This window comes from Caulobacter ginsengisoli (assembly GCF_030814835.1).
In the GTDB taxonomy this organism is placed as follows: domain Bacteria; phylum Pseudomonadota; class Alphaproteobacteria; order Caulobacterales; family Caulobacteraceae; genus Caulobacter; species Caulobacter ginsengisoli.
Map to the genome: position 1 here is coordinate 75,126 of NZ_JAUSVS010000006.1, position 18,096 is coordinate 93,221.

Consider the following 18,096-nt stretch of genomic DNA (forward strand, 5'->3'; position numbering starts at 1 on the left):
AGCAATCGCCCAGACCTGTCAGATTCGCCCTCAACAGCAAAAAAGCCTGGGTCCCCGCTTTCGCGGGGATGAGCGGCTTTTAGGTACAGGACCCTTGCCGCCATTGACGAGATAGTTGCCGCGTGCGTTAAATATCGCAAACAATCCCTGGGGAGGGCACGCACATGAAGACCCTGCTTCGCATCCTCGGCGGGCTGGCCCTGCTGGTCGTCGCCATGCTCGCCATCCTCTGGGTCACACTGCAGCGCCCCGACCTGCCCTGGAAGACCCTGCAGGCCAAATACCAGAACGCCGCCTCCCGCTATGTCGACCTGCCGGGCGGCCTGCATGTCCACTACCGCGACCAGGGCAATCCCAAGGGCCCGGTGCTGGTGCTGGTCCATGGCTTCTCGGCCAATGTCGACACCTGGGAGCCCTGGGTGAAGCGGCTGGGCGGGACCTATCGCATCGTCAGCCTGGACCTGCCGGGCCATGGCCTCACGCAGGCCCCGCCGGGCTTCCAGGTCGGCCCGACCACCTTCCTCGACGTGGTGCAGGGCGTGGTCGACCATCTGAAGCTGCAGAAGTTCGTGCTGGCCGGCAACTCCATGGGCGGGGCGGTGGCCTGGAACTACGCCCTGGTTCACCCTGAGCGGCTGGACGGGCTGGTGCTGGTCGACGCCGGCGGCTGGGCCCATCCGCAGGAGGGCCGCGACGGCCCGGTGATCTTCAAGGTCATGGCCAACCCCATCGGCCGGGCCCTGCTGCACAATCTCGATGCCCGCGGCCTGACCAAGGCGGGGCTTGAGGACGCCTATCTCGACAAGACCCTGGTCACCGACGCCCTGGTCGACCGCTATGTGGACCTGGCCAGAGCCCCCGGCCACCGCGACATCCTGTTCGGCCTGCAGGCCACCTTCCGCGACCCGGCGACCCCGCAGAAGCTGGCGGTCATCAAGATTCCGACCCTGGTCATGCATGGCCGCCAGGACAAACTGGTCCCCTTCGCCGACGGCGAGGCCTTCGCCAAAGCCATCCCGGGCGCGACCCTGGACGCCTACGGCCAGGTCGGCCACGTGCCGATGGAACAGATCCCCGACAGGTCCGCCGCCAACCTCGACAGTTGGATCAAGCTGAAGGTCTATCCGCCGAAGGATTGAGCGATAAAGGCGGCGGACTTTTCCATAAAGGCGAATTCGTCGTCATAGCCCCAGTCGCTATGGCCCTCGTACTCGACTTCGAAATAGGCGCAGAACTTGCCGGCCTTCTTCATCGCCTTGGCCATGTCGCGCGAGGCGGCCACGGGGACGATGGGATCCCGGTCGCCGTGGAACAGCAGCAGCGGGGCCTTGAGTTCGGCGATGCGGCGGACCGGCGAGGCCGCCGCCAGCATGGCGCCATCCTTGGCCGGATCGCCGATCAGCTTGGTCCACCAGGCATAGAGCGGCGAGTCCGACCCATCGAGGCCGCGCATGTAGGAGAGAAAATCGGGCAGGTCCGAGGGTCCGGCCCGCGAGATCACGCACCGGTAGCGGTCTGGCTGCAGGATGGCGCCCATCATCGCCGCGTAGCCGCCGTAACTGCCGCCGGCGATCGCCAGCCGGGCCGGGTCCGCCCGGCCGGACTTGATCAGGGCGTCGACGCAGTCCTGGATATCCCACTGCATGGCGTCGCCCCAGCGATGATGCCCCGCCTCGGCGAAAGCGCGGCCCAGGCCCCCGGAGCCCCGGAAGTTGGGCTGCAGCACCAGCCAGCCCTGCGTCGTCAGGTATTGGGCCCAACGGTCGAAGCTGTAGCTGTCGCGCGCTTCGGGCCCGCCATGCGGCATGACCACCAGCGGCGCGGGGCCTTTCGGCGGATTGACCGGCACGGTCAGATAGGCGGTGAGGGGCAGACCGTCACGGGCCGGTATCCGCAAAACCTCCATCCCGGCCAGACGGCCGTTCAGCCAGGGCCGGGCCTCTCCCAAATCCTCGACGTGCAGGGCGGCGCGGTCGTACAGGCAGAAGCCTTTCGGCGCCTGTGGGCCCGAGACCCTGACGATGAACCGGCTGTGGTCGCGGCTGACATCATGGAGGCGCATGTTGCACTGGTCGTCGTAGAACCTGTTCAGCGCCCGGAAGTGGGGCGCCAGCTTGGGGTCGACGAAGTCGTAGGCGTCGCGGTCCTCGATGTAGCGGGCGCCGACGATGACGCCGGCCTCGTCCTGGAAGATTTCCTCGATGTCGCGGCCAGGGTGGTGGGCGACCGTATCGCCCAGGGCCAGGCTCGCCACGTCGAAGCGCCGGACCACCACGGTATCGTCGCCGGGCTGCTGGCTGGCCACCAGCAGGATGCCGGGCTCGGTCGTCGCGCCGACGACGTTGAAGTCGGCGAGCTTGTCCTGTTCGTTGCGGCGGAAGCGGTGATAGAGCGTCCAGTCGGCCGCGCCGGGCGCCCGGGCATGGACGGTGACGACGGAATTGTCGCCGTTGGAATCGAGGCGCAAGACCGGGACGCCGTCCTGCAGGAACCAGGCGTCGGTATTGGGAAAGCCCTGCTCGATCAGCACCGGCTCGCCGGTGTAGACATTCACCCTGTACAGATTCCAGCGGTTGTTCCGCCCGATCTGCATGATGACGTGGTCCGGATCGCTCGGCAGCAGATCGACCACATTGTCCATGGTCCAGTTGTTGGCGAAACCGTATTTCGGATCGGCGGCCAGGATCATCTGGTCCTTGCCGTCGGCGCCGATGGACAGGACCCGCCTGGCCCGGGTTTTAACCTGCGAGCGAGGGCGGGCCGGCCCGTCATCGCCCTGCCCGCCCTGGCCTAGGGTGACGTCGGCGTTGGCCTCGATGGTGACCCAGACCAGCAGCCGCTCGTTGTTGGCCCATTCCACCTGCCGCACCGCGCGGTCGCCCAGCAGGACCGTGACCGGCTTGCCGTCCAGTTCGGTGACCTTCGACAGCCTGATATAGGCCAGGTGGCCTTCCTGCGGATCAAACGGCTTGGCCGTCGACCCCGCCATCGGCTTCCACCGCTTATACTCCCGCTCCTTTTCCGGCGTGACGCTGCCCGGCGGGGCCAGGCCGCGCTCCTCGCGCAGCACCGCCACCCGCTCGCCGTCCGGAGACAGGGCCGCATCGACCAGCACGGGGTAGCGGAACAGCTCCTCCAGGCTGGGCGGCTTGATGGCGGCGGGCGGCCCGTCGGCGGCCCAGGCCGACCCGGCCAGGCCTGGCGCCGCCAAGGCCGTGGCGATCAGTCGTCTGCGGTCGATCATGGTCCCCCCCGGGCGGTTCGCGTGTCTAGCTCTTGAAACTCTTGGCGATGAAGGCGACCGACTGCTCCAGCCAGGTCGTCTCGTGCTCGTCCTTCCAGCCGCCGTGGCCCTCGCCCTTGACCTCGACATAGGTCACCGCCTTGCCGGCCTGTTTCAGGGCCGCGTTCATGTCCCGCGAGGCGAAGACGTCGACCACCGGGTCCTTGGTCCCGTGGAACAGCAGCACCGGCGCCTTCATCTCCGCGGCGCGCAAGGCCGGCGAGGCGGCGCGCAGCATGGCCGCGTCCCTGGCCGGATCGCCGATCAGATCGGTCCACCAGCGGTAGATCTCGGCGTCGCCCTGGCCGCGGACGTCGGCGAGGGTCTTGGGCAGGTCCGAGGGTCCGGCCCGCGAGACCACGCAGCGATAGAGGTCCGGCTTGAGGATGCCCCCCATCAGCGCCGCATAGCCGCCGTAGCTGCCGCCCAGTATGGCCAGGCGTTTCGGATCGGCCCGGCCGGCCTTGACCAGGCTGTCCACGCAATCCTCGACATCCCACTGCATGGCGTCGCCCCAGTGATGGTGGCCCGCCTCGGCAAAGGCGCGGCCATAGCCGGTCGAGCCGCGATAGTTGGGCTGCAGCACCAGCCAGCCCTGGGCGGCCAGGGCCTGGACCAGGTGATCGTAGCCGCTCTGGTCGCGAACCTGCGGCCCGCCATGCGGCACGACCACCATCGGCAGGGGTCCGGTGGCGGGGGTGATGGGCGTGGTCAGGTAGGCGGTGAGGTCCAGCCCGTCGCGGGCCTTGATCTTCAAGGTCTCCATGGGCGCCAGGCGGCCGCCCAGCCAGGGCCGCGAATCCCCCAGCACGTCGAACCGCACGGCCTTGCGGTCATAAAGGTAGTAGGCCGGCGCCTGCTGCGGCCCGCTGACATGGGCCAGGAAGCGGTTGTGGGCGTCGTCGACGTCGAACAGGAAGACGTTGGCCTTGTTCTCGAAGAAGGCGTTCATGCCCTTGAAGTGGCCCTGGAAGCTCTTGTCGGCGAACTGGTAGCTGGTCCGGTCCTCGGTGTACCGGACCCCCACCAACAGTTGGTTGTTGTCCACCAGCATGCCGTCGACGCCGCGGCCGGGCTGGCGGGCCACTACCTCGCCCAGCGTCCGGGTCCTCAGGTCGAACTTGCGGATGACCTGCGCGTCCTCGCCCTCGGGCAGCTCCATCGCCCAGAGCACGTCCCGCTCGGGCGAGGCGGCGATGATCTCGAACTCGGCGGGAAGCTCACCGAAGTCGCTGCGGACCTTGCGATAAAAGGTCCAGTCCGCCGCGCCCTGCGGCCGCACGAATATGTTGACGGCCGTGCGGCGGGTGGTGGCGCTGTCGTAGCGCACGACCGGCACGCCGTTCTGGAAATCCCAGGCGTAGGTGGACTTGGAGCCGGCCTCGTAGCGGACCGCGACGCCGGTATTGACGTTGACCTTCTGCAGCGTCCACTGGCTGGGACCCGGGTCCCAGATCTGCATGATCACGTTGTCCGGGTCGTCGGCCAGCATGTCGACGATCCGGCTCAGATCGAGGCTGTCGGTGATGGCGTTGGTGCGGTTGCCGACCATGATCACCGGATTGGAGCCGTCGGCGCCGATGGCCATGGCCCGGTAGATGGTGATGTTCTCGATCGACCCGTCGTACACGCCCTTGATCTTCAGGCCGTTGGCGTCGTGATCCATGGCCAGGGTGACCAGCAGCCGGTCATTGTTGGCCCAGACCACCTGCATGGGGTCGTAGTCGCCCAGCACCACGGTCCTGGGGGCGGCCGCCAGGTCGTCGGCCTTGACGATCAGCACGAAGGCGACCCGTTTTTCACCCTGGCGCTGCTCGCGCAGGATGGCGATCCGCTGGCCGTCCGGCGACAGGCTGGCGCCCAGCACCTCGGGCTTCTTCATCAGCTCGGCGACGGTGGGCGGCGTAACGGCGTCGGCGGCCACGGCCCGGGTCCAGGCCGCCATGGCGGCGGTCAGGGCGGGCGCGGCGAAGGCGCCGGCCAGCAGGGTTCTGCGTTGGATCATGATAAAGCCCCCCAAAATACTGCCGCAGCTTTGGCCCGGCCCTTACGTCCACGTCAAGCGTGACGGGTCGCCGCGATCGATCCCGGCGAGGTCCTCAGGCCTGGAAATTCCGGGCGATGAAGCCGATCGCCCGTTCGAGGAACCGGCGCTCCTCGGCCTCCGCCCAGCCGTTGTGGCCCTCGCCCTTGACCTCGACATACTCGCACGGCTTGCCGGCCTTCTTCATCGCCTTGGCCATATCCCGCGAGGCCTCCGGCGTGACGATGTGGTCGTCGCTGCCATGGTACAGCAGCAGCGGCGCCTTGATCTCGCCCACCCGCTGGCGGGGCGAACCGGCCTTGAGCATGGCCGCGTCGGTCTTGGGGTCGCCGACCAGCCTGACCCACCATTTGTAGGTCAGCGAGTCGGCGCCCTCATCGCGCCGGGCGTAGGTCAGCAGCTGGTTCAGGTCGCTGTCCCCGGCCCGCGACACCGCGCAGCGGTAGAGGTCGGGCTTGAGCACCACCCCCATCAGGGCCGCGTAGCCGCCGTAGCTGGCCCCCAGGATGGCCAGTCGGCCCGGATCGGCCCGGCCGGATTTCACCACGGCCTCGACACAGTCCTCGACGTCCCACTGCATGGCGTCGCCCCAGCGGCGGTGGCCGGCCGCGGCGAAGGCCTTGCCGTAGCCGCCCGAGCCGCGGAAGTTGGGCTGCAGCACCAGCCAGCCCTGGGCCGCCAGGGCCTGGGCCCAGAGGTCGTAGTCGTAGCCGTCGCGCGCCTGCGGCCCGCCATGCGGCATGACCACCATCGGCCGGGGTCCAGCTGCCGGGGTGACGGGCACGGTCAGATAGGCGGTCAGGTCCAGGCCGTCGCGCGCCTTGACCTTGAGGATCTCCATCGAGGCCAGGCGGCCGTCCAGCCAGGGCCGGGTGTCGCCCAGCGGGGCGTACTGTCTGGCCGTGCGGTCATAGAGATGGAACCCGCCGGCCTGGCGGGGACCGCTGACAAAGGTGATGAAGCGGTTGTGCGTCTGGTCGACGTCGTAGAGGCGCACATTGCACTCGTTGCCGAAGAAGGCGTTCATGCCCTTGAAATGCGCCGCCAGTTTGGGGTCGGTGAACAGGTAGGCCTGGCGGTCCTCGAGATAGCGGCTGGCCACCAGCCCCGACCGCTCGTCGCAGAACACCCCCGAGATGTCGCGGCCCGGCTGATGGGCCACGACCTCGCCCATGGTCAGGTTTCGCAGGTCGAAGCGGCGGACCGTCACCGCATCGTCCATCGTGGCCAGGCTGGCGACCAGCAGCACGCCCGGTTCCGGCGTGGCGGCCATGACGTCGAAGTTCTCCAGCTTCTTCAGCTCGTCGCGGCGGAACTTGCGATAGACCTTCCAGTCGCTCTCGCCCGGGGCCCGGGCCGAGACGGTCACCGACGTGCCGCTGTCGTTGGAATCATAGCGCAGGACCGGCCTGCCGTTCTGCAGGAACCAGCCGTCGGTCGTCGGGGACCCGCGCTCGGATACGACCGCCTCGCCGGTATGGATATTGACCTGGTAGAGCGCCCAGCAGTCGTAGTCGTAGTTCCAGATCTGCATGATGACGTGGTCGGGGTCGTCCGGGGTCACGTCGACCACCTGGGCCAGGTTGAAGTCCCGGCGCAGGACCCGCTTCTGATTGCCGAACAGCGCCACCGGGTTCTTGCCGTCGGGGCTGACGGCCATCACCCGCCGCACCGGGATGGGGATGAAGTCGCCGTCGTACGGGATGCCGGTCGGCTTGCCGTCCTGGCCTTTGTCGAACCGCAGCCAGATCAGCAGCCGGTCGTTGCTGGCCCATTCCACCTGCTCGACCTCGAAGTCGCCCAGCAGCACCTGGGTGGTGTTGTCGTAGTCGCCGACCTTGGCCATCCGCAGATAGGCCAGCCGCTTGTCGCCCTCCCGCACCTCGCGCAGCATGGCCACCCGCTCGCCGTCCGGCGACAGGGCCGCGTCCAGCATCACCGGCTTCTTCAGCAGCTCATCGAGCGTGGGCGGGATGACGGCCGCCGCGCCGGGCGCGTCCGCGGCCCAGGCCTCGCCAGCCAAGGCCTGGCTGGCCAGCGGCGCGGCCAGAGCCGTCGCCATCAAGCGTCTGCGATTGATCAAAACCCGTCCCCCTACTGCGGGACAGGTTGCCCAAGCGGCTGGCGCCGCGTCAAGCGGACAGGCGCGAACGGCGTTCCGTCATTCCTCGCCCGTTGGGCGAGGGGGACCACGAAGTGGTGGAGTGGGCTCTGTCAGCCGGCACGTAGGCGAAAGCACGCCCACTCCGACAGTGCTCAATCCTGAAAACCCGTGTGCTCCCAAGAGCCCACTCCGTCGGCTTCGCCGCCACCTCGCCCAAGGGGCGAGGAACCCCTAGCTACAGCATCGCCGGGATAACCCTATCCGGCGGCCTGTGCCCGTCCATGAAGGTCTTGATGTTGACGATGACCTTCTCGCCCATGTCGATGCGGCCCTCGATGGTCGCCGAGCCCATATGGGGCAGCAGGACGACATTGGGCAGTTTCAGCAGCTTGGGATTGATGGCCGGCTCGTGCTCGTAGACGTCCAGCCCGGCCCCGGCGATCTCGCCCCGGGCCAGCATGTTGGCCAGGGCTCCCTCGTCGATCACCTCGCCCCGGGCGGTGTTGACCACGATGGCATGCGGCTGCAGCAGCTTCAGCCGCCGGGCCGAGAGCAGGTGATAGGTGGCCGGGGTGTGCGGGCAGTTGACCGAGATGACGTCCATCCGGGCCAGCATCTGGTCCAGGCTCTCCCAGTAGGTGGCGCCCAGCTCCTCGGCGATGCGGGGGCTGACGGGCTTGCGGTTGTGATAGTGGATCGACAGGCCGAAGGCCGCCGCGCGGCGGGCCAGGGCCTGGCCGATGCGGCCCATGCCGATGATGCCCAGCCGCTTGCCCCAGATCCGCCGGCCCATCATCCAGGTCGGCGACCAGCCGCTGAAACCACCGGCCTGCACGACATTGGCGCCCTCCACCAGCCGGCGCGAGGCGGCCATGATCAGGCCCATGGTCAGGTCGGCGGTGTCCTCGGTCAGCACGCCCGGGGTGTTGGTGACGATCAGCCCGCGGGCGTTGGCGGTGGCGACATCGATGTTGTCGACTCCGGCCCCGAAATTGGCGATCAGCTTCAGCCGCTCGCCGGCCCGGGCCAGCAGGGCCTTGTCCAGCCGGTCGGTGATGGTCGGCACCAGCACGTCGCAACGGTTCATGGCGTCGAGCAGCCGGTCCGCGGTAAACGGGGTGTCGTCGAAATTCAGTTCGGTTTCTTTACCGAACAGTTCCAGCATCCGGGTTTCAACCGGATCGGGCAGCTTGCGGGTAACGACGACTTTGGGCTTCTGGGCGGCCATGAGCGATTCTGACGGAAACGGGCGCCGCCCGGGCGGGCGTCGAGGACGGAGGTGTCTGGGCACCTCTAGCAAAGCGGCGGCCCGTGTCCAAGCGAACCGGGGTCCGCAAGGCAAGATGCTGTCGCTTTTGGCGATTTGCGGCTTGGGACTGCTCGCGGGAGCCTGCCGCGGGGCGGGCGACCAGAACTGCGCCACCCCCTCGACCCTGCCGGTGCCGCGCTTCGTGTCGCTGAAGTTCGCCGAGGTCAACGCCCGCAAGGGTCCGGGCGAGGACTACGACATCCAGTGGGTCTGGCACGGCAAGGGCCTGCCGGTGAAGGTGATCGCCGAGACCAGCGACTGGCGAAAAGTGCAGGCCGCCGACGGATCGGTCGCCTGGGTCAACAAGCGGCTGGTCGATGGCCGCCGCTTCGCCCTGCGCAACGCCCCCACCGCCGCCACCCTGCGCGCCGAGCCCCGCGACGACGCCAAGCTGGTCGCCTGGCTGCAGCCCCACGCCATCGCCCTGCTCGACCGCTGCGAGAAGGGCTGGTGCCGCCTCAAGGCCTCCGGCGTGAAGGGCTGGGTGCGCCAGGAAGACGTCTGGGGCGGCGGCCCCCCGCCGGTCTGCCGGCCACGGCCGAAGTAGGGGTTAGGGACTAGGGGTTAGGGGTTAGCGGGCTCTGGTCCCTAGCCCCTAACCCCTAGTCCCTCGCTTCCTGCTCTGCTACCCCGGCAACCAGAGCCTGCCGTTCCGGGTTGAACGGACAGGAAGACGGTGACCGGAATGACTGCGGCTAAAGCCAAATCCAGCTACGACTACCAGGATCTGATCGACTGCGGGAACGGCCGCATGTTCGGGCCGGGCAACGCCCAGCTGCCCGTGCCGCCGATGCTGATGTTCGACCGCATCACCCATATCGACGACCATGGCGGGGCGGCCGGCAAGGGCTTCATCACCGCCGAGCTCGATATCAATCCGGACCTGTGGTTCTTCAAATGCCACTTCATCAATGACCCGGTGATGCCGGGCTGCCTGGGCCTGGACGCCATGTGGCAGCTGGTCGGCTTCTTCCTCGGCTGGTCGGGCGCCCCCGGCAAGGGCCGCGCCCTGGGCGTGGGCGAAGTGAAGTTCACCGGCGAGGTGACGCCTGACATCAAGAAGGTGGAATACCGCATCGAGCTGAAGCGGGTGATCCTGCGCCGCCTGGTCATGGGCATCGGCGATGGGGTTCTCCTGGCCGACGGAAAGCCCATCTATGAGGCGACCGATCTGCGGGTCGGGCTCTACACCTAAGCGTTGACCAGGAACCGGGCCCGCCCCAAAGTTTCAAGGAGGGTCGAGGTCCGGAGGGGCGGAAAAAGGAACAAGGAGCGCCTATGCGTCGTGTCGTCGTCACCGGGATGGGGATCGTGTCCTCGATCGGCAACAACCCCAACGAAGTCCTGGCCTCTCTGCGCGAGGCCCGTTCGGGGGTCATCGCCGCCCCCGACTACGCCGAGCTGGGCTTCCGCTGCCAGGTGCACGCCGCCCCGCAGATCGACTGGGAATCCATGGTCGACCGCCGCGCCGCCCGCTTCCTGGCCCCCGGCACCGGCTACGCCCACATCGCCATGGAGCAGGTCATCGCCGACGCGGGCCTGGAAGAGTCCGAGATTTCCAACGTCCGCACCGGCCTGATCGTCGGCTCGGGCGGGCCCTCGACGAGAGCCATCGTCAACGCCGCCGATATCACCCGCGAGAAGGGCCCCAAGCGGATCGGTCCGTTCGCGGTGCCCAAGGCCATGAGCTCTGGCCCCTCGGCGGTGCTCTCGACCTGGTTCAAGATCAAGGGGATCAACTATTCGATCTCCTCGGCCTGCGCGACCAGCGCCCACTGCATCGGCGCGGCCGCCGAGCAGATCCAGATGGGCAAGCAGGACATCGTCTTCGCCGGCGGCACGGAGGAGCTGGACTGGACGCTTTCCAACCTGTTCGACGCCATGGGCGCCATGTCGACCAACTTCAACGACACCCCCGCCAAGGCCAGCCGCGCCTATGACAAGGACCGCGACGGCTTCGTCATCGCCGGCGGGGCCGGGATGCTGGTGCTGGAAGAGCTGGAGCACGCCAAGGCGCGCGGGGCCAAGATCTACGCCGAGGTCACCGGCTTCGCGGCCAACAGCGACGGCTTCGACATGGTCGCCCCCTCCGGCGAGGGCGCGGTGCGCTGCATGCGCCTGGCCATGGCCGACGCCGGCGGGCGCACCATCGACTATCTCAACCCGCACGGCACCAGCACGCCGGTCGGCGACGAGAAGGAGATGGGGGCCGTGCGCGAGGTGTTCGGCGACAAGGCCCCGCTGATCTCCTCGACCAAGTCCCTGACCGGCCACAGCCTGGGCGCCGCCGGGGCGCAGGAGGCGATCTACAGTCTCTTGATGCTCAACAACGGCTTCGTCGCCGAAAGCGCCAACATCGAAAACCTCGACCCGCTGTTCGAAGGCCTGCCCATCGCCCGCAGCCGCATCGACCGCCAGCTCGAGACGGTGATGTCCAACAGCTTCGGCTTCGGCGGGACGAACGGGTCGCTGATCTTCAGCCGGGTCTGACGACCCGTGAGGGGCTAGGGAATAGGGGCTAGGGGCTAGCCCTTCCCGCTTCTAGCCCCTAATCCCTAGCCCCTAGACCCTCTCCACGACCATAGGACCTCCACCATGGCCGACGACTACAACTTCCCGACCGGCGAGTTGATGAAGGGCAAGAAGGCCCTGATCACCGGGGTGGCCAACCACAACTCCATCGCCTGGGGCATCGCCTCGCAGCTGGCCGCCCAAGGCGCGGAGCTGGCCTTCGCCTACCTGCCCGACATGGAAAAGCGGGTCCGGCCGCTGGGCGAGAGCATCGGGGTCAAGACCTTCGTGCCGATGGAGGTCACCGACGACGCCTCCATGGACGCCGCCTTCGCCCAGATCGAGAAGGAGATGGGGACGCTGGACGCCTTCCTGCATTCCATCGCCTTCGCCAAGAAGGACGAGCTGAAGGGCAGTTTCGTCGAGAACACCACCCGCGACGGCTTCCTTAGCGCCATGAACGTCTCGGCCTTCAGCTTCGTCGACTGCGCCCGCCGCGCCGCGAAACTGATGCCCAATGGCGGGTCGATGGTGACCATGACCTATCTGGGCGCCGAGCGGGTCATCCCCAACTACAACACCATGGGCGTCGCCAAGGCCGCGCTCGAGGCCTCCATGCGCTACATTGCCCGGGATCTCGGCCAGCAGAAGATCCGGGTCAACGCCATCTCGGCCGGCGCCATGCGCACCCTGTCCCTGGCCGGCATCTCGGGCGGTCGTGGCATGATCAGCCAGGGCCGGGCCTTCAGCGCCCTGAAGGAAGACACCAGCATGGAAGGCGTCGCCGGCGCGGCGCTGTGGCTGCTGTCGGACCTGGGCTTCTCGACGACCGGTGAGGTGGTCCACGTCGATGCGGGCTTCCACATGATTGGACTTCCGGACGAGATCGCTTCCGCTTAGGGACTAGGGTTTAGGGGCTAGGGATTGGCGCCAGCTATCCCCTAATCCCTAGCCCCTGAACTGCAGCCACACCGCCTTGTCCTTCAGCACGTCCCGCACGAACGCCTCATGCGCCGCCCGTTCCGCCTCGGTGCAACGCGGCGCCAGGGGCCTGGGCCGCGCGCCATAGGACGCCGCCACCGCCGCGCCCACCGCCTGGCGCACCACCGCGGCGGTCAGGTCCAGCGCCCGTTCCTTGCCGCCCTGCAGTTCCAGATAGACGGCGGCCAGCAGCTGGGCGTCGATCAGGGCCCCGTGCTTCTCGCGGCCCTCCAGCGAGATCTTCATCCGCTTACAGAGGGCGTCCAGGGAGTTGTACATCCCCGGGAACTTCTTCTTGGCGATGGCCAGGGTGTCGACCCAGCGATGGTCCTCGGTCACCGGCTTGCCGGCCCGCTCCAGCTCGGCATTGATGAAACCGCGGTCGAAGGGGGCGTTGTGGGCGACGATGGTGTCGCTGCCGACGAAGGCCAGGAACTCGTCGCAGACCACGCTCTCATGGAAGCGCGGCTCGTTCTTGAGCCGCTCCAGCGAGATGCCGTGCACCCGCTCGGCGTCCGGGTCGATGGCGCGGTCGGGATGGACGTAGCGGTGGAAGCTCTTGCCGGTCGGGATGTAGTCGACGACCTCGACGCAGGCGATTTCGATCAGCCGGTGACCGCTGCGGGGGTCGAGCCCCGTGGTCTCGGTGTCGAGTACTATATGCCGCGCCATTGCCTTTCATTCGCTCCGTTCGTGGGAGTCGGTCAAGCGGCGGCGCGGTCGCAGGTGTGGGTAAGGGTTGTCCACGAACCACACGAACGGGCGCGAAGTCCGACGGTCCGTGGTCGAGGAGGCGTGGGATTTTGGGGTCGCTTCGCGACAGGAAGATAAGGGAAGAGAAGAAGAGCAAGCGGTTGAGCTCGCTGGACGCGCCGCAGGCTGTCTTCTCAAATTGATCGCCTGCGGCGCTTCGAGGATGTCCCGACCCCCTTGCTCTTCTTCTCTGAACTTATCTTCCTTCCCGCGAAGCGGCTTAAACCCACCTGACCGCGCCACCGCGCTCCTAATTTGCGCGCCTTTTCGTCGGCTAGGCCGAAGGCCTGTCAGGCAGCCCCGCCCGCACCTTGGCCAGCACCTCGCGCACCTGGGCTCGCGCATGATCCAGGCCCTGGCCGGTGTCGATGATGTAGTGCGCCCGGGCCCGCTTCTCGGCGTCGGCCATCTGCCGGGCCAGGATGGCGTCCAGCTTGGCCTCGTCCATGCCGTCGCGGGCCAGCACCCGGGCCCGTTGCATGTCGGCCGGCGCCGAGACCACCACCACCGCGTCGACCCGCTTCTCGCCGCCGGTCTCGAACAGCAGGGGGATGTCGAGCACCACCACATCCGCCCCGGCGGCCTCAGCCTTGGCGAAGAACTCGCCCCGCGTCGCCCCGACCAGGGGGTGGACGATGGCTTCCAGCTTCTTCAGCTCGTCCGGCTGGCCGACCACCCGCTGGCTGAGCTTGGCCCGGTCCACCGCCCCGCCGGCGGTGACGCCGGGAAACGCCGCCTCGATGGGCGCGACCGCCGCCCCGCCCGGCGCATAGAGGGCATGCACCTCGGCGTCGGCGTCGTAGACCGGGACGCCCTCGGCGGCGAACATCGCCGCGGTGGTCGACTTGCCCATGCCGATCGAGCCGGTCAGTCCCAGAACAATCACGCGTTGCGCTCCTGCGCCGCCAGGGTTTCCAGGCATAACGCCCGGACATTGATCGTCGCCGGCGGCCGACGGCCATAGAAGGCCTCGAACGAGGGCACGGCCTGGCGGATCAGCATCTCCAGCCCGTCGACCGTGCGCATGCCCCGCTCCAGGGCCCGGTGGATCAGGCCGGTTTCCAGCGGCTTGTAGACCATGTCCATCACCACCGCGGCATGGGGCGCCAGGCCCAGGTCGATGTCGGGACCGGGCCCGCCGCCCAGGCCCAGCGAGGTGGCGTTGATGATGCAGGCCGCGTCGCGCAGGGCCACATGGGCGTCCTCGCGGCCAAAGCCGGTGACCAGGGGGCCCAGCTGCCGGGCCAGGACCAGGGCGCGTTCCCGCGTGCGATTGATCACCCGCACGGCCGGGGCGCCGGCCTCCAGCAGGGCCGCCGCCGCGCCCCGGGCCGCGCCGCCGGCTCCCAGGATCACCACCGGCCCGGCGTCGGCGCGGTATTCGGCCTGGACATGCAGGGCGGCCAGCAGGCCGGTGCCGTCGGTATTGTCGGCGATGATCGCCCCGTCGTCGCGGAACAGCAGCAGGTTGGCCGCCCCGGCCCGCCGGGCCAGGTCGCTGGCCTCGTCGGCCAGGGCCAGCGCCTCTTCCTTGAAGGGGATGGTGACGTTCAGCCCCCGGATCGCCCCGCCCCTCAGGCCCTGGATGAAGCCCCGGAAGGCCGGCGGCGGGGGGTTGAAGGGCACATAGGCCGCGTCGAGCAGGGCCTCCTCGATCCAGGCGTTGTGAATCACCGGGCTGAGCGAATGGTTGATCGGACTGCCGACCACCCCCGCCACCCAGGCCGCCCCGGTCATCCCTACGCTCATGTCGGGCCCACGCTCATAGTTCCAGCACCCCATGCCGCCGCAGCAGGTCCAGCAGGCCCGTCAGTGGCAACCCCAGTATGGTGAAATAGTCGCCCTCGATGCGGTCGAAAAGCTGCACCCCCTCGCCCTCGAGTTGATAGCAGCCAACGCTGGACAGCACGTCCTCGCCGACCCGGCTCAGATAGCCCTCCAGGAAGGCGTCGGTGAACGGCCGCATGGAGAGCCTGGCGGCCGGGACCTCGCGCCAGATGGCCTGGCCGTTCTCGGCCACCACCACGGCGGAATGCAGCTTGTGGATCCTGCCGCGCATGGCTTTCAGCCGCTCGCGCGCCTCGTCCAGGCTCTCGGCCTTGTCGAACAGCGCCCCGTCCAGCTCCAGGGTCTGGTCGGCGCCAATCACCAGGCCGGGCCGGTTTCGGCTGACCTTGACCGCCTTCAGCTCGGCCAGCGCGTCGGCCACCTCGCGGGGCGTGGCGTTTTCGGCCAGCAGCCCGGCCTTCACCGCCGCCTCGTCGACGCCCGACCCGGCGGTCTCGAAGATCACGCCCGCGCCCCTGAGCACCGCCGCCCGCGCCGAACTCTTCGAGGCCAGCGTCACCGCCTTCATCCCAGCACCTCGACCTGGGGCCGGCCGCCCGACAGCAGGTTCATGATCGAGGCCGCCGTCTCCTCCACCGACCGCCGCGAGACGTCGATCACCGGCCAGTCCAGCCGCTCGAAGAGCCGCCGCGCCTCGATGATCTCGGCCCGGACAGTCTCGATATCGGTGTAGCTGGTCTCGCGGTTTTCCTTCAGCGACAGCAGGCGGTTCCTGCGGATCTGCACCAGGCGGTCGGGCGAGGCGATCAGGCCCACCACCAGGGTGTTCTTCAGGTTCAGCAGGGCCGGCGGCGGCGGCGAGCCGGGGATCAGCGGCACATTGGCCGCCCGGATGCCGCGGTGGGCCAGATAGATGCAGGTCGGGGTCTTGGAGGTGCGCGAGACCCCGACCAGCACGACGTCGGCCTTTTCCAGGTCCTGGCCCAGCTGGCCGTCGTCATGGCCGATGGCGTAGTTCAGGGCTTCCATGCGGTTGAAATAGTCGTTGTCCAGCACGTGCTGGGCCCCCACCCGGCTGGAGATCGGCGCCCCCAGATAGCGGCTCATGGCCATCATCACCGGATCGAGCGCGGCGATGCAGGGGATGTCGAGGCTGCGGCAGCCCTCCTCCAGCGCCTGGCGCAGCATGGCGTTCATGATGGTGTGCATCACCACCCCCGGCGCCCCGGCGATCTCCTCCAGCGCCCGGTCCATCTGCCGCTGGCTGCGGACCAGGGCGTAGATGTGCTCGATGGGCAGGACGTCGTTGAACTGGGTGCAGACCGCGCGGGCCATGGCGTTCAGCGTCTCGCCGGTGGAGTCCGAGACGAGATGGACATGGAAATAGGTGGCGATGCGCGGCGCGGAGGTCACGGAGGGAACTCTTAAGAGACACCGTGGCTGGGGCGAAGGGGAAAAGAGGAATTCGTCCGCGAACCCGATCGATGGGGGCCCTGGAGAGGGGCCGCGGCGGCGTCTGGCGTGGGATTAAATTGGGAAGGAAGAGAAGGATTAGAAGAAGAGCAAGCGACGGCGCTGGCCCCAGCCTGGGCCGTCAAGGGCCGACATCTTCCTTGAGGCGCTTCGCGCCTCGGTAAGCCCCATCCGAGCGTGGCCCAGGCGCAACCTATCCGCCGACCACGGCCCCTTGCGCTTCTCCTCCCTTCTTCTCTTCCTTCCCAATTTAATCCCACGCCCAAAGCCGCCAACGTCCGGCTCCCCGGTTCGCACCGTCACACGATTGAAACTCTGCTGTGGAAACTTCGTTAACGAAGTCTTAACGCCCCGCCCCCGGCCGGGCATGGAATCCGCGCGGCCGGCCGGCGGCTGTAGAACCACCCCGGTCGTGACCCAACCCATCCCCAGGCCCTTCAACCATACCCGACCCGCGCATCGCGATTTCCAGGCCAGTTAACCAAAGGCGCGGCGGCGCCGGAGCGATCCGTGTTCTCCCGCCCGATTCATCGAGGGAATCCCGGCGCCTGCCGGTTGTCCCCGGGATTCACAGGCCTCGAATCGGTCTGTGGACGGACTGGGCGCCGAATGAGGGAGCAGTGGCGGATATCGCCTGCGCGGCGCGCCGTTCTCCCGCCTTTACCCCTGACCAACCCCTTCCTCTCGTTCAATCTTAATATCTTATTAAGAAATAGAAGGCGGACGGGAGGGGGCTTGCCAGGGGGGATGAGGGCCCTATCAAGGCGGTCAATGAACGCCTCCGCCCAACCCCGCCTTCTGAGAGCCCTGGCCGGCGAGACCCTCGACCGCCCCCCCGTCTGGTTCATGCGCCAGGCCGGCCGGTACCTGGCCGAATACCGCGCCCTGCGTGAAACCGCCCCCGACTTCATCAGCTTCTGCTTCGACCCCGAAAAGGCCGCCGAGGCCACCCTGCAGCCGATGCGGCGCTTTCCCTATGACGCCGCCATCGTCTTCGCCGACATCCTGCTGATCCCCGGGGCGCTGGGCCAAAAGGTCTGGTTCGAGGCCGGCGAGGGCCCGCGGCTGGGGCCGCTCCCCGAGCTGGCCGCCATGGAGGCCGAGGTCGAGGCCTCCACCCAGCGTCTCGCCAATATCGGCGAAACCCTGACCCGGGTCCGCGCGTCCTTAGAGCCGGAACGGGCCCTGATCGGCTTTGCCGGCGCGCCCTGGACCGTGGCCACCTACATGATCGAGGGCCGCTCCTCCGACCGCACCGGCGCCCGCCGCTTCGCCTATGAGCATCCGGAGGATCTCGACCGCCTGCTGGCCCTGCTCAGCGACGCCACCGCCCGCTACCTGGTCATGCAGGCCAAGGCGGGCGCCCAGGTGCTGAAGCTGTTCGAAAGCTGGGCCGAGGGTCTGTCCGAACCGCTGTTCCAGCGGCTGGTGACGGCCCCACACACCCGCATCATCCAGCAGGTTCGCGCCGCCGGGGTCGATGCGCCGATCATCGGCCTGCCGCGCGGGGGCGGCCAGCTGGTCGAGGATTACGCCCGGGACTGCCCGGTGACCGCCGTCGCCCTGGACACCCAGGCCAGCGCCGCGGTCGGCCAGCGCATCCAGAAGACCAAGCCCATCCAGGGCGCCCTGGACCCCCTCCTGCTGCGGGCCGGCGGCAAGGCCCTGGACGCCCGGGTCGAAGGCCTGCTCGCCCAATGGGGGTCCGGCCCCTACATCTTCAACCTCGGCCACGGCATCCTGCCCGACACCCCGCTGGCCCATGTCGAACAGGTGCTGAAGCGCATCACCGGCGAGGGCATGCGGGCGGTATGACAATCACCGAAAAATCCTCACCCGGAGGGGGAGGG

15 protein-coding genes are annotated in these 18,096 nt (G+C 68.2%); 6 read left to right on the forward strand and 9 right to left on the reverse strand.

Annotated features, from left to right (window positions below; genetic code table 11):
* The first annotated feature begins 164 nt into the window (after positions 1-164).
* A complete protein-coding gene (locus QO010_RS15305; protein WP_307350499.1) occupies positions 165-1,139 on the forward strand; it encodes an alpha/beta fold hydrolase in 975 nt (324 codons plus the stop codon).
* Here the strand turns inward: QO010_RS15305 and QO010_RS15310 are convergent.
* The 4 genes from QO010_RS15310 to QO010_RS15325 form a co-directional block, all read right to left on the reverse strand.
* Positions 1,121-3,244, reverse strand: a complete 2,124-nt coding sequence (locus QO010_RS15310; protein ID WP_307350500.1) for an alpha/beta hydrolase family protein — start codon at positions 3,242-3,244, stop codon at positions 1,121-1,123. The genes QO010_RS15305 and QO010_RS15310 overlap by 19 nt on opposite strands.
* A 25-nt stretch (positions 3,245-3,269) precedes the next feature.
* A complete protein-coding gene (locus QO010_RS15315) occupies positions 3,270-5,288 on the reverse strand; it encodes an alpha/beta hydrolase family protein (protein WP_307350501.1) in 2,019 nt (672 codons plus the stop codon).
* 94 nt (positions 5,289-5,382) lie between these two features.
* Entirely contained in the window at positions 5,383-7,389 is a 2,007-nt protein-coding gene (locus tag QO010_RS15320; RefSeq protein WP_307350502.1) for an alpha/beta hydrolase family protein, read from the reverse strand.
* Between the two features lie 277 nt (positions 7,390-7,666).
* Positions 7,667-8,659, reverse strand: a complete 993-nt coding sequence (locus tag QO010_RS15325) for a 2-hydroxyacid dehydrogenase (protein WP_307350503.1) — start codon at positions 8,657-8,659, stop codon at positions 7,667-7,669.
* Between the two features lie 142 nt (positions 8,660-8,801).
* Between QO010_RS15325 and QO010_RS15330 the strand changes: the two genes are divergently transcribed.
* From QO010_RS15330 to QO010_RS15345, 4 genes are all read left to right on the forward strand, one after another.
* On the forward strand, positions 8,802-9,287 hold the full coding sequence (locus QO010_RS15330; protein ID WP_307350504.1) for an SH3 domain-containing protein: 486 nt from the start codon (positions 8,802-8,804) through the stop codon (positions 9,285-9,287).
* A 138-nt stretch (positions 9,288-9,425) separates the two neighbouring features.
* On the forward strand, positions 9,426-9,935 hold the full coding sequence (gene fabA / locus QO010_RS15335) for a 3-hydroxyacyl-[acyl-carrier-protein] dehydratase FabA (protein ID WP_307350505.1): 510 nt from the start codon (positions 9,426-9,428) through the stop codon (positions 9,933-9,935).
* Positions 9,936-10,018: 83 nt separating this feature from the next.
* Positions 10,019-11,230, forward strand: a complete 1,212-nt coding sequence (gene fabB, locus QO010_RS15340) for a beta-ketoacyl-ACP synthase I (protein WP_307350506.1) — start codon at positions 10,019-10,021, stop codon at positions 11,228-11,230.
* Positions 11,231-11,335: 105 nt separating this feature from the next.
* Positions 11,336-12,151, forward strand: coding sequence for an enoyl-ACP reductase FabI (locus QO010_RS15345; protein WP_307350507.1), 816 nt, complete (start codon positions 11,336-11,338; stop codon positions 12,149-12,151).
* Between the two features lie 48 nt (positions 12,152-12,199).
* Here the strand turns inward: QO010_RS15345 and dnaQ are convergent, their stop codons facing one another.
* The 5 genes from dnaQ to QO010_RS15370 all read right to left on the reverse strand — a co-directional run bounded on the left by dnaQ (position 12,200) and on the right by QO010_RS15370 (position 16,186).
* Entirely contained in the window at positions 12,200-12,904 is a 705-nt protein-coding gene (gene dnaQ, locus QO010_RS15350) for a DNA polymerase III subunit epsilon (protein WP_307350508.1), read from the reverse strand.
* A 355-nt stretch (positions 12,905-13,259) separates the two neighbouring features.
* Positions 13,260-13,871, reverse strand: a complete 612-nt coding sequence (gene coaE, locus QO010_RS15355) for a dephospho-CoA kinase (protein ID WP_307350509.1) — start codon at positions 13,869-13,871, stop codon at positions 13,260-13,262.
* Positions 13,868-14,734, reverse strand: a complete 867-nt coding sequence (gene aroE / locus QO010_RS15360) for a shikimate dehydrogenase (RefSeq protein WP_307350510.1) — start codon at positions 14,732-14,734, stop codon at positions 13,868-13,870. Before aroE ends, coaE begins: the two co-directional genes overlap by 4 nt.
* A 13-nt stretch (positions 14,735-14,747) precedes the next feature.
* A complete protein-coding gene (locus QO010_RS15365) occupies positions 14,748-15,341 on the reverse strand; it encodes a Maf family protein (protein WP_307350511.1) in 594 nt (197 codons plus the stop codon).
* Positions 15,338-16,186 (reverse strand): pyruvate, water dikinase regulatory protein, encoded by an 849-nt coding sequence (locus tag QO010_RS15370; RefSeq protein ID WP_307350512.1) that lies wholly within the window; start codon positions 16,184-16,186, stop codon positions 15,338-15,340. The genes QO010_RS15365 and QO010_RS15370 overlap by 4 nt, the downstream gene beginning before the upstream one ends.
* A gap of 831 nt (positions 16,187-17,017) precedes the next feature.
* On the opposite strand from QO010_RS15370, the gene hemE reads away from it, so the two are divergent.
* Positions 17,018-18,061: a uroporphyrinogen decarboxylase gene (hemE, locus tag QO010_RS15375; RefSeq protein WP_307350513.1), complete on the forward strand. Its 1,044-nt coding sequence runs from the start codon at positions 17,018-17,020 to the stop codon at positions 18,059-18,061.
* The last annotated feature ends 35 nt before the right edge of the window (positions 18,062-18,096 follow it).

Bases quoted from the DNA above. Each gene is read 5' to 3' on its own strand.
- QO010_RS15325 (WP_307350503.1), bottom strand. From the start codon at position 8,659: ATGGCCGCCCAGAAGCCCAAAGTCGTCGTTACCCGCAAGCTGCCCGAT.
- hemE (WP_307350513.1), top strand. From the start codon at position 17,018: ATGAACGCCTCCGCCCAACCCCGCCTTCTGAGAGCCCTGGCCGGCGAG.
- QO010_RS15305 (WP_307350499.1), top strand. From the start codon at position 165: ATGAAGACCCTGCTTCGCATCCTCGGCGGGCTGGCCCTGCTGGTCGTC.
- fabB (WP_307350506.1), top strand. From the start codon at position 10,019: ATGCGTCGTGTCGTCGTCACCGGGATGGGGATCGTGTCCTCGATCGGC.
- QO010_RS15345 (WP_307350507.1), top strand. From the start codon at position 11,336: ATGGCCGACGACTACAACTTCCCGACCGGCGAGTTGATGAAGGGCAAG.
- fabA (WP_307350505.1), top strand. From the start codon at position 9,426: ATGACTGCGGCTAAAGCCAAATCCAGCTACGACTACCAGGATCTGATC.
- QO010_RS15315 (WP_307350501.1), bottom strand. From the start codon at position 5,288: ATGATCCAACGCAGAACCCTGCTGGCCGGCGCCTTCGCCGCGCCCGCC.
- dnaQ (WP_307350508.1), bottom strand. From the start codon at position 12,904: ATGGCGCGGCATATAGTACTCGACACCGAGACCACGGGGCTCGACCCC.
- QO010_RS15365 (WP_307350511.1), bottom strand. From the start codon at position 15,341: ATGAAGGCGGTGACGCTGGCCTCGAAGAGTTCGGCGCGGGCGGCGGTG.
- QO010_RS15320 (WP_307350502.1), bottom strand. From the start codon at position 7,389: ATGGCGACGGCTCTGGCCGCGCCGCTGGCCAGCCAGGCCTTGGCTGGC.
- QO010_RS15310 (WP_307350500.1), bottom strand. From the start codon at position 3,244: ATGATCGACCGCAGACGACTGATCGCCACGGCCTTGGCGGCGCCAGGC.
- aroE (WP_307350510.1), bottom strand. From the start codon at position 14,734: ATGAGCGTAGGGATGACCGGGGCGGCCTGGGTGGCGGGGGTGGTCGGC.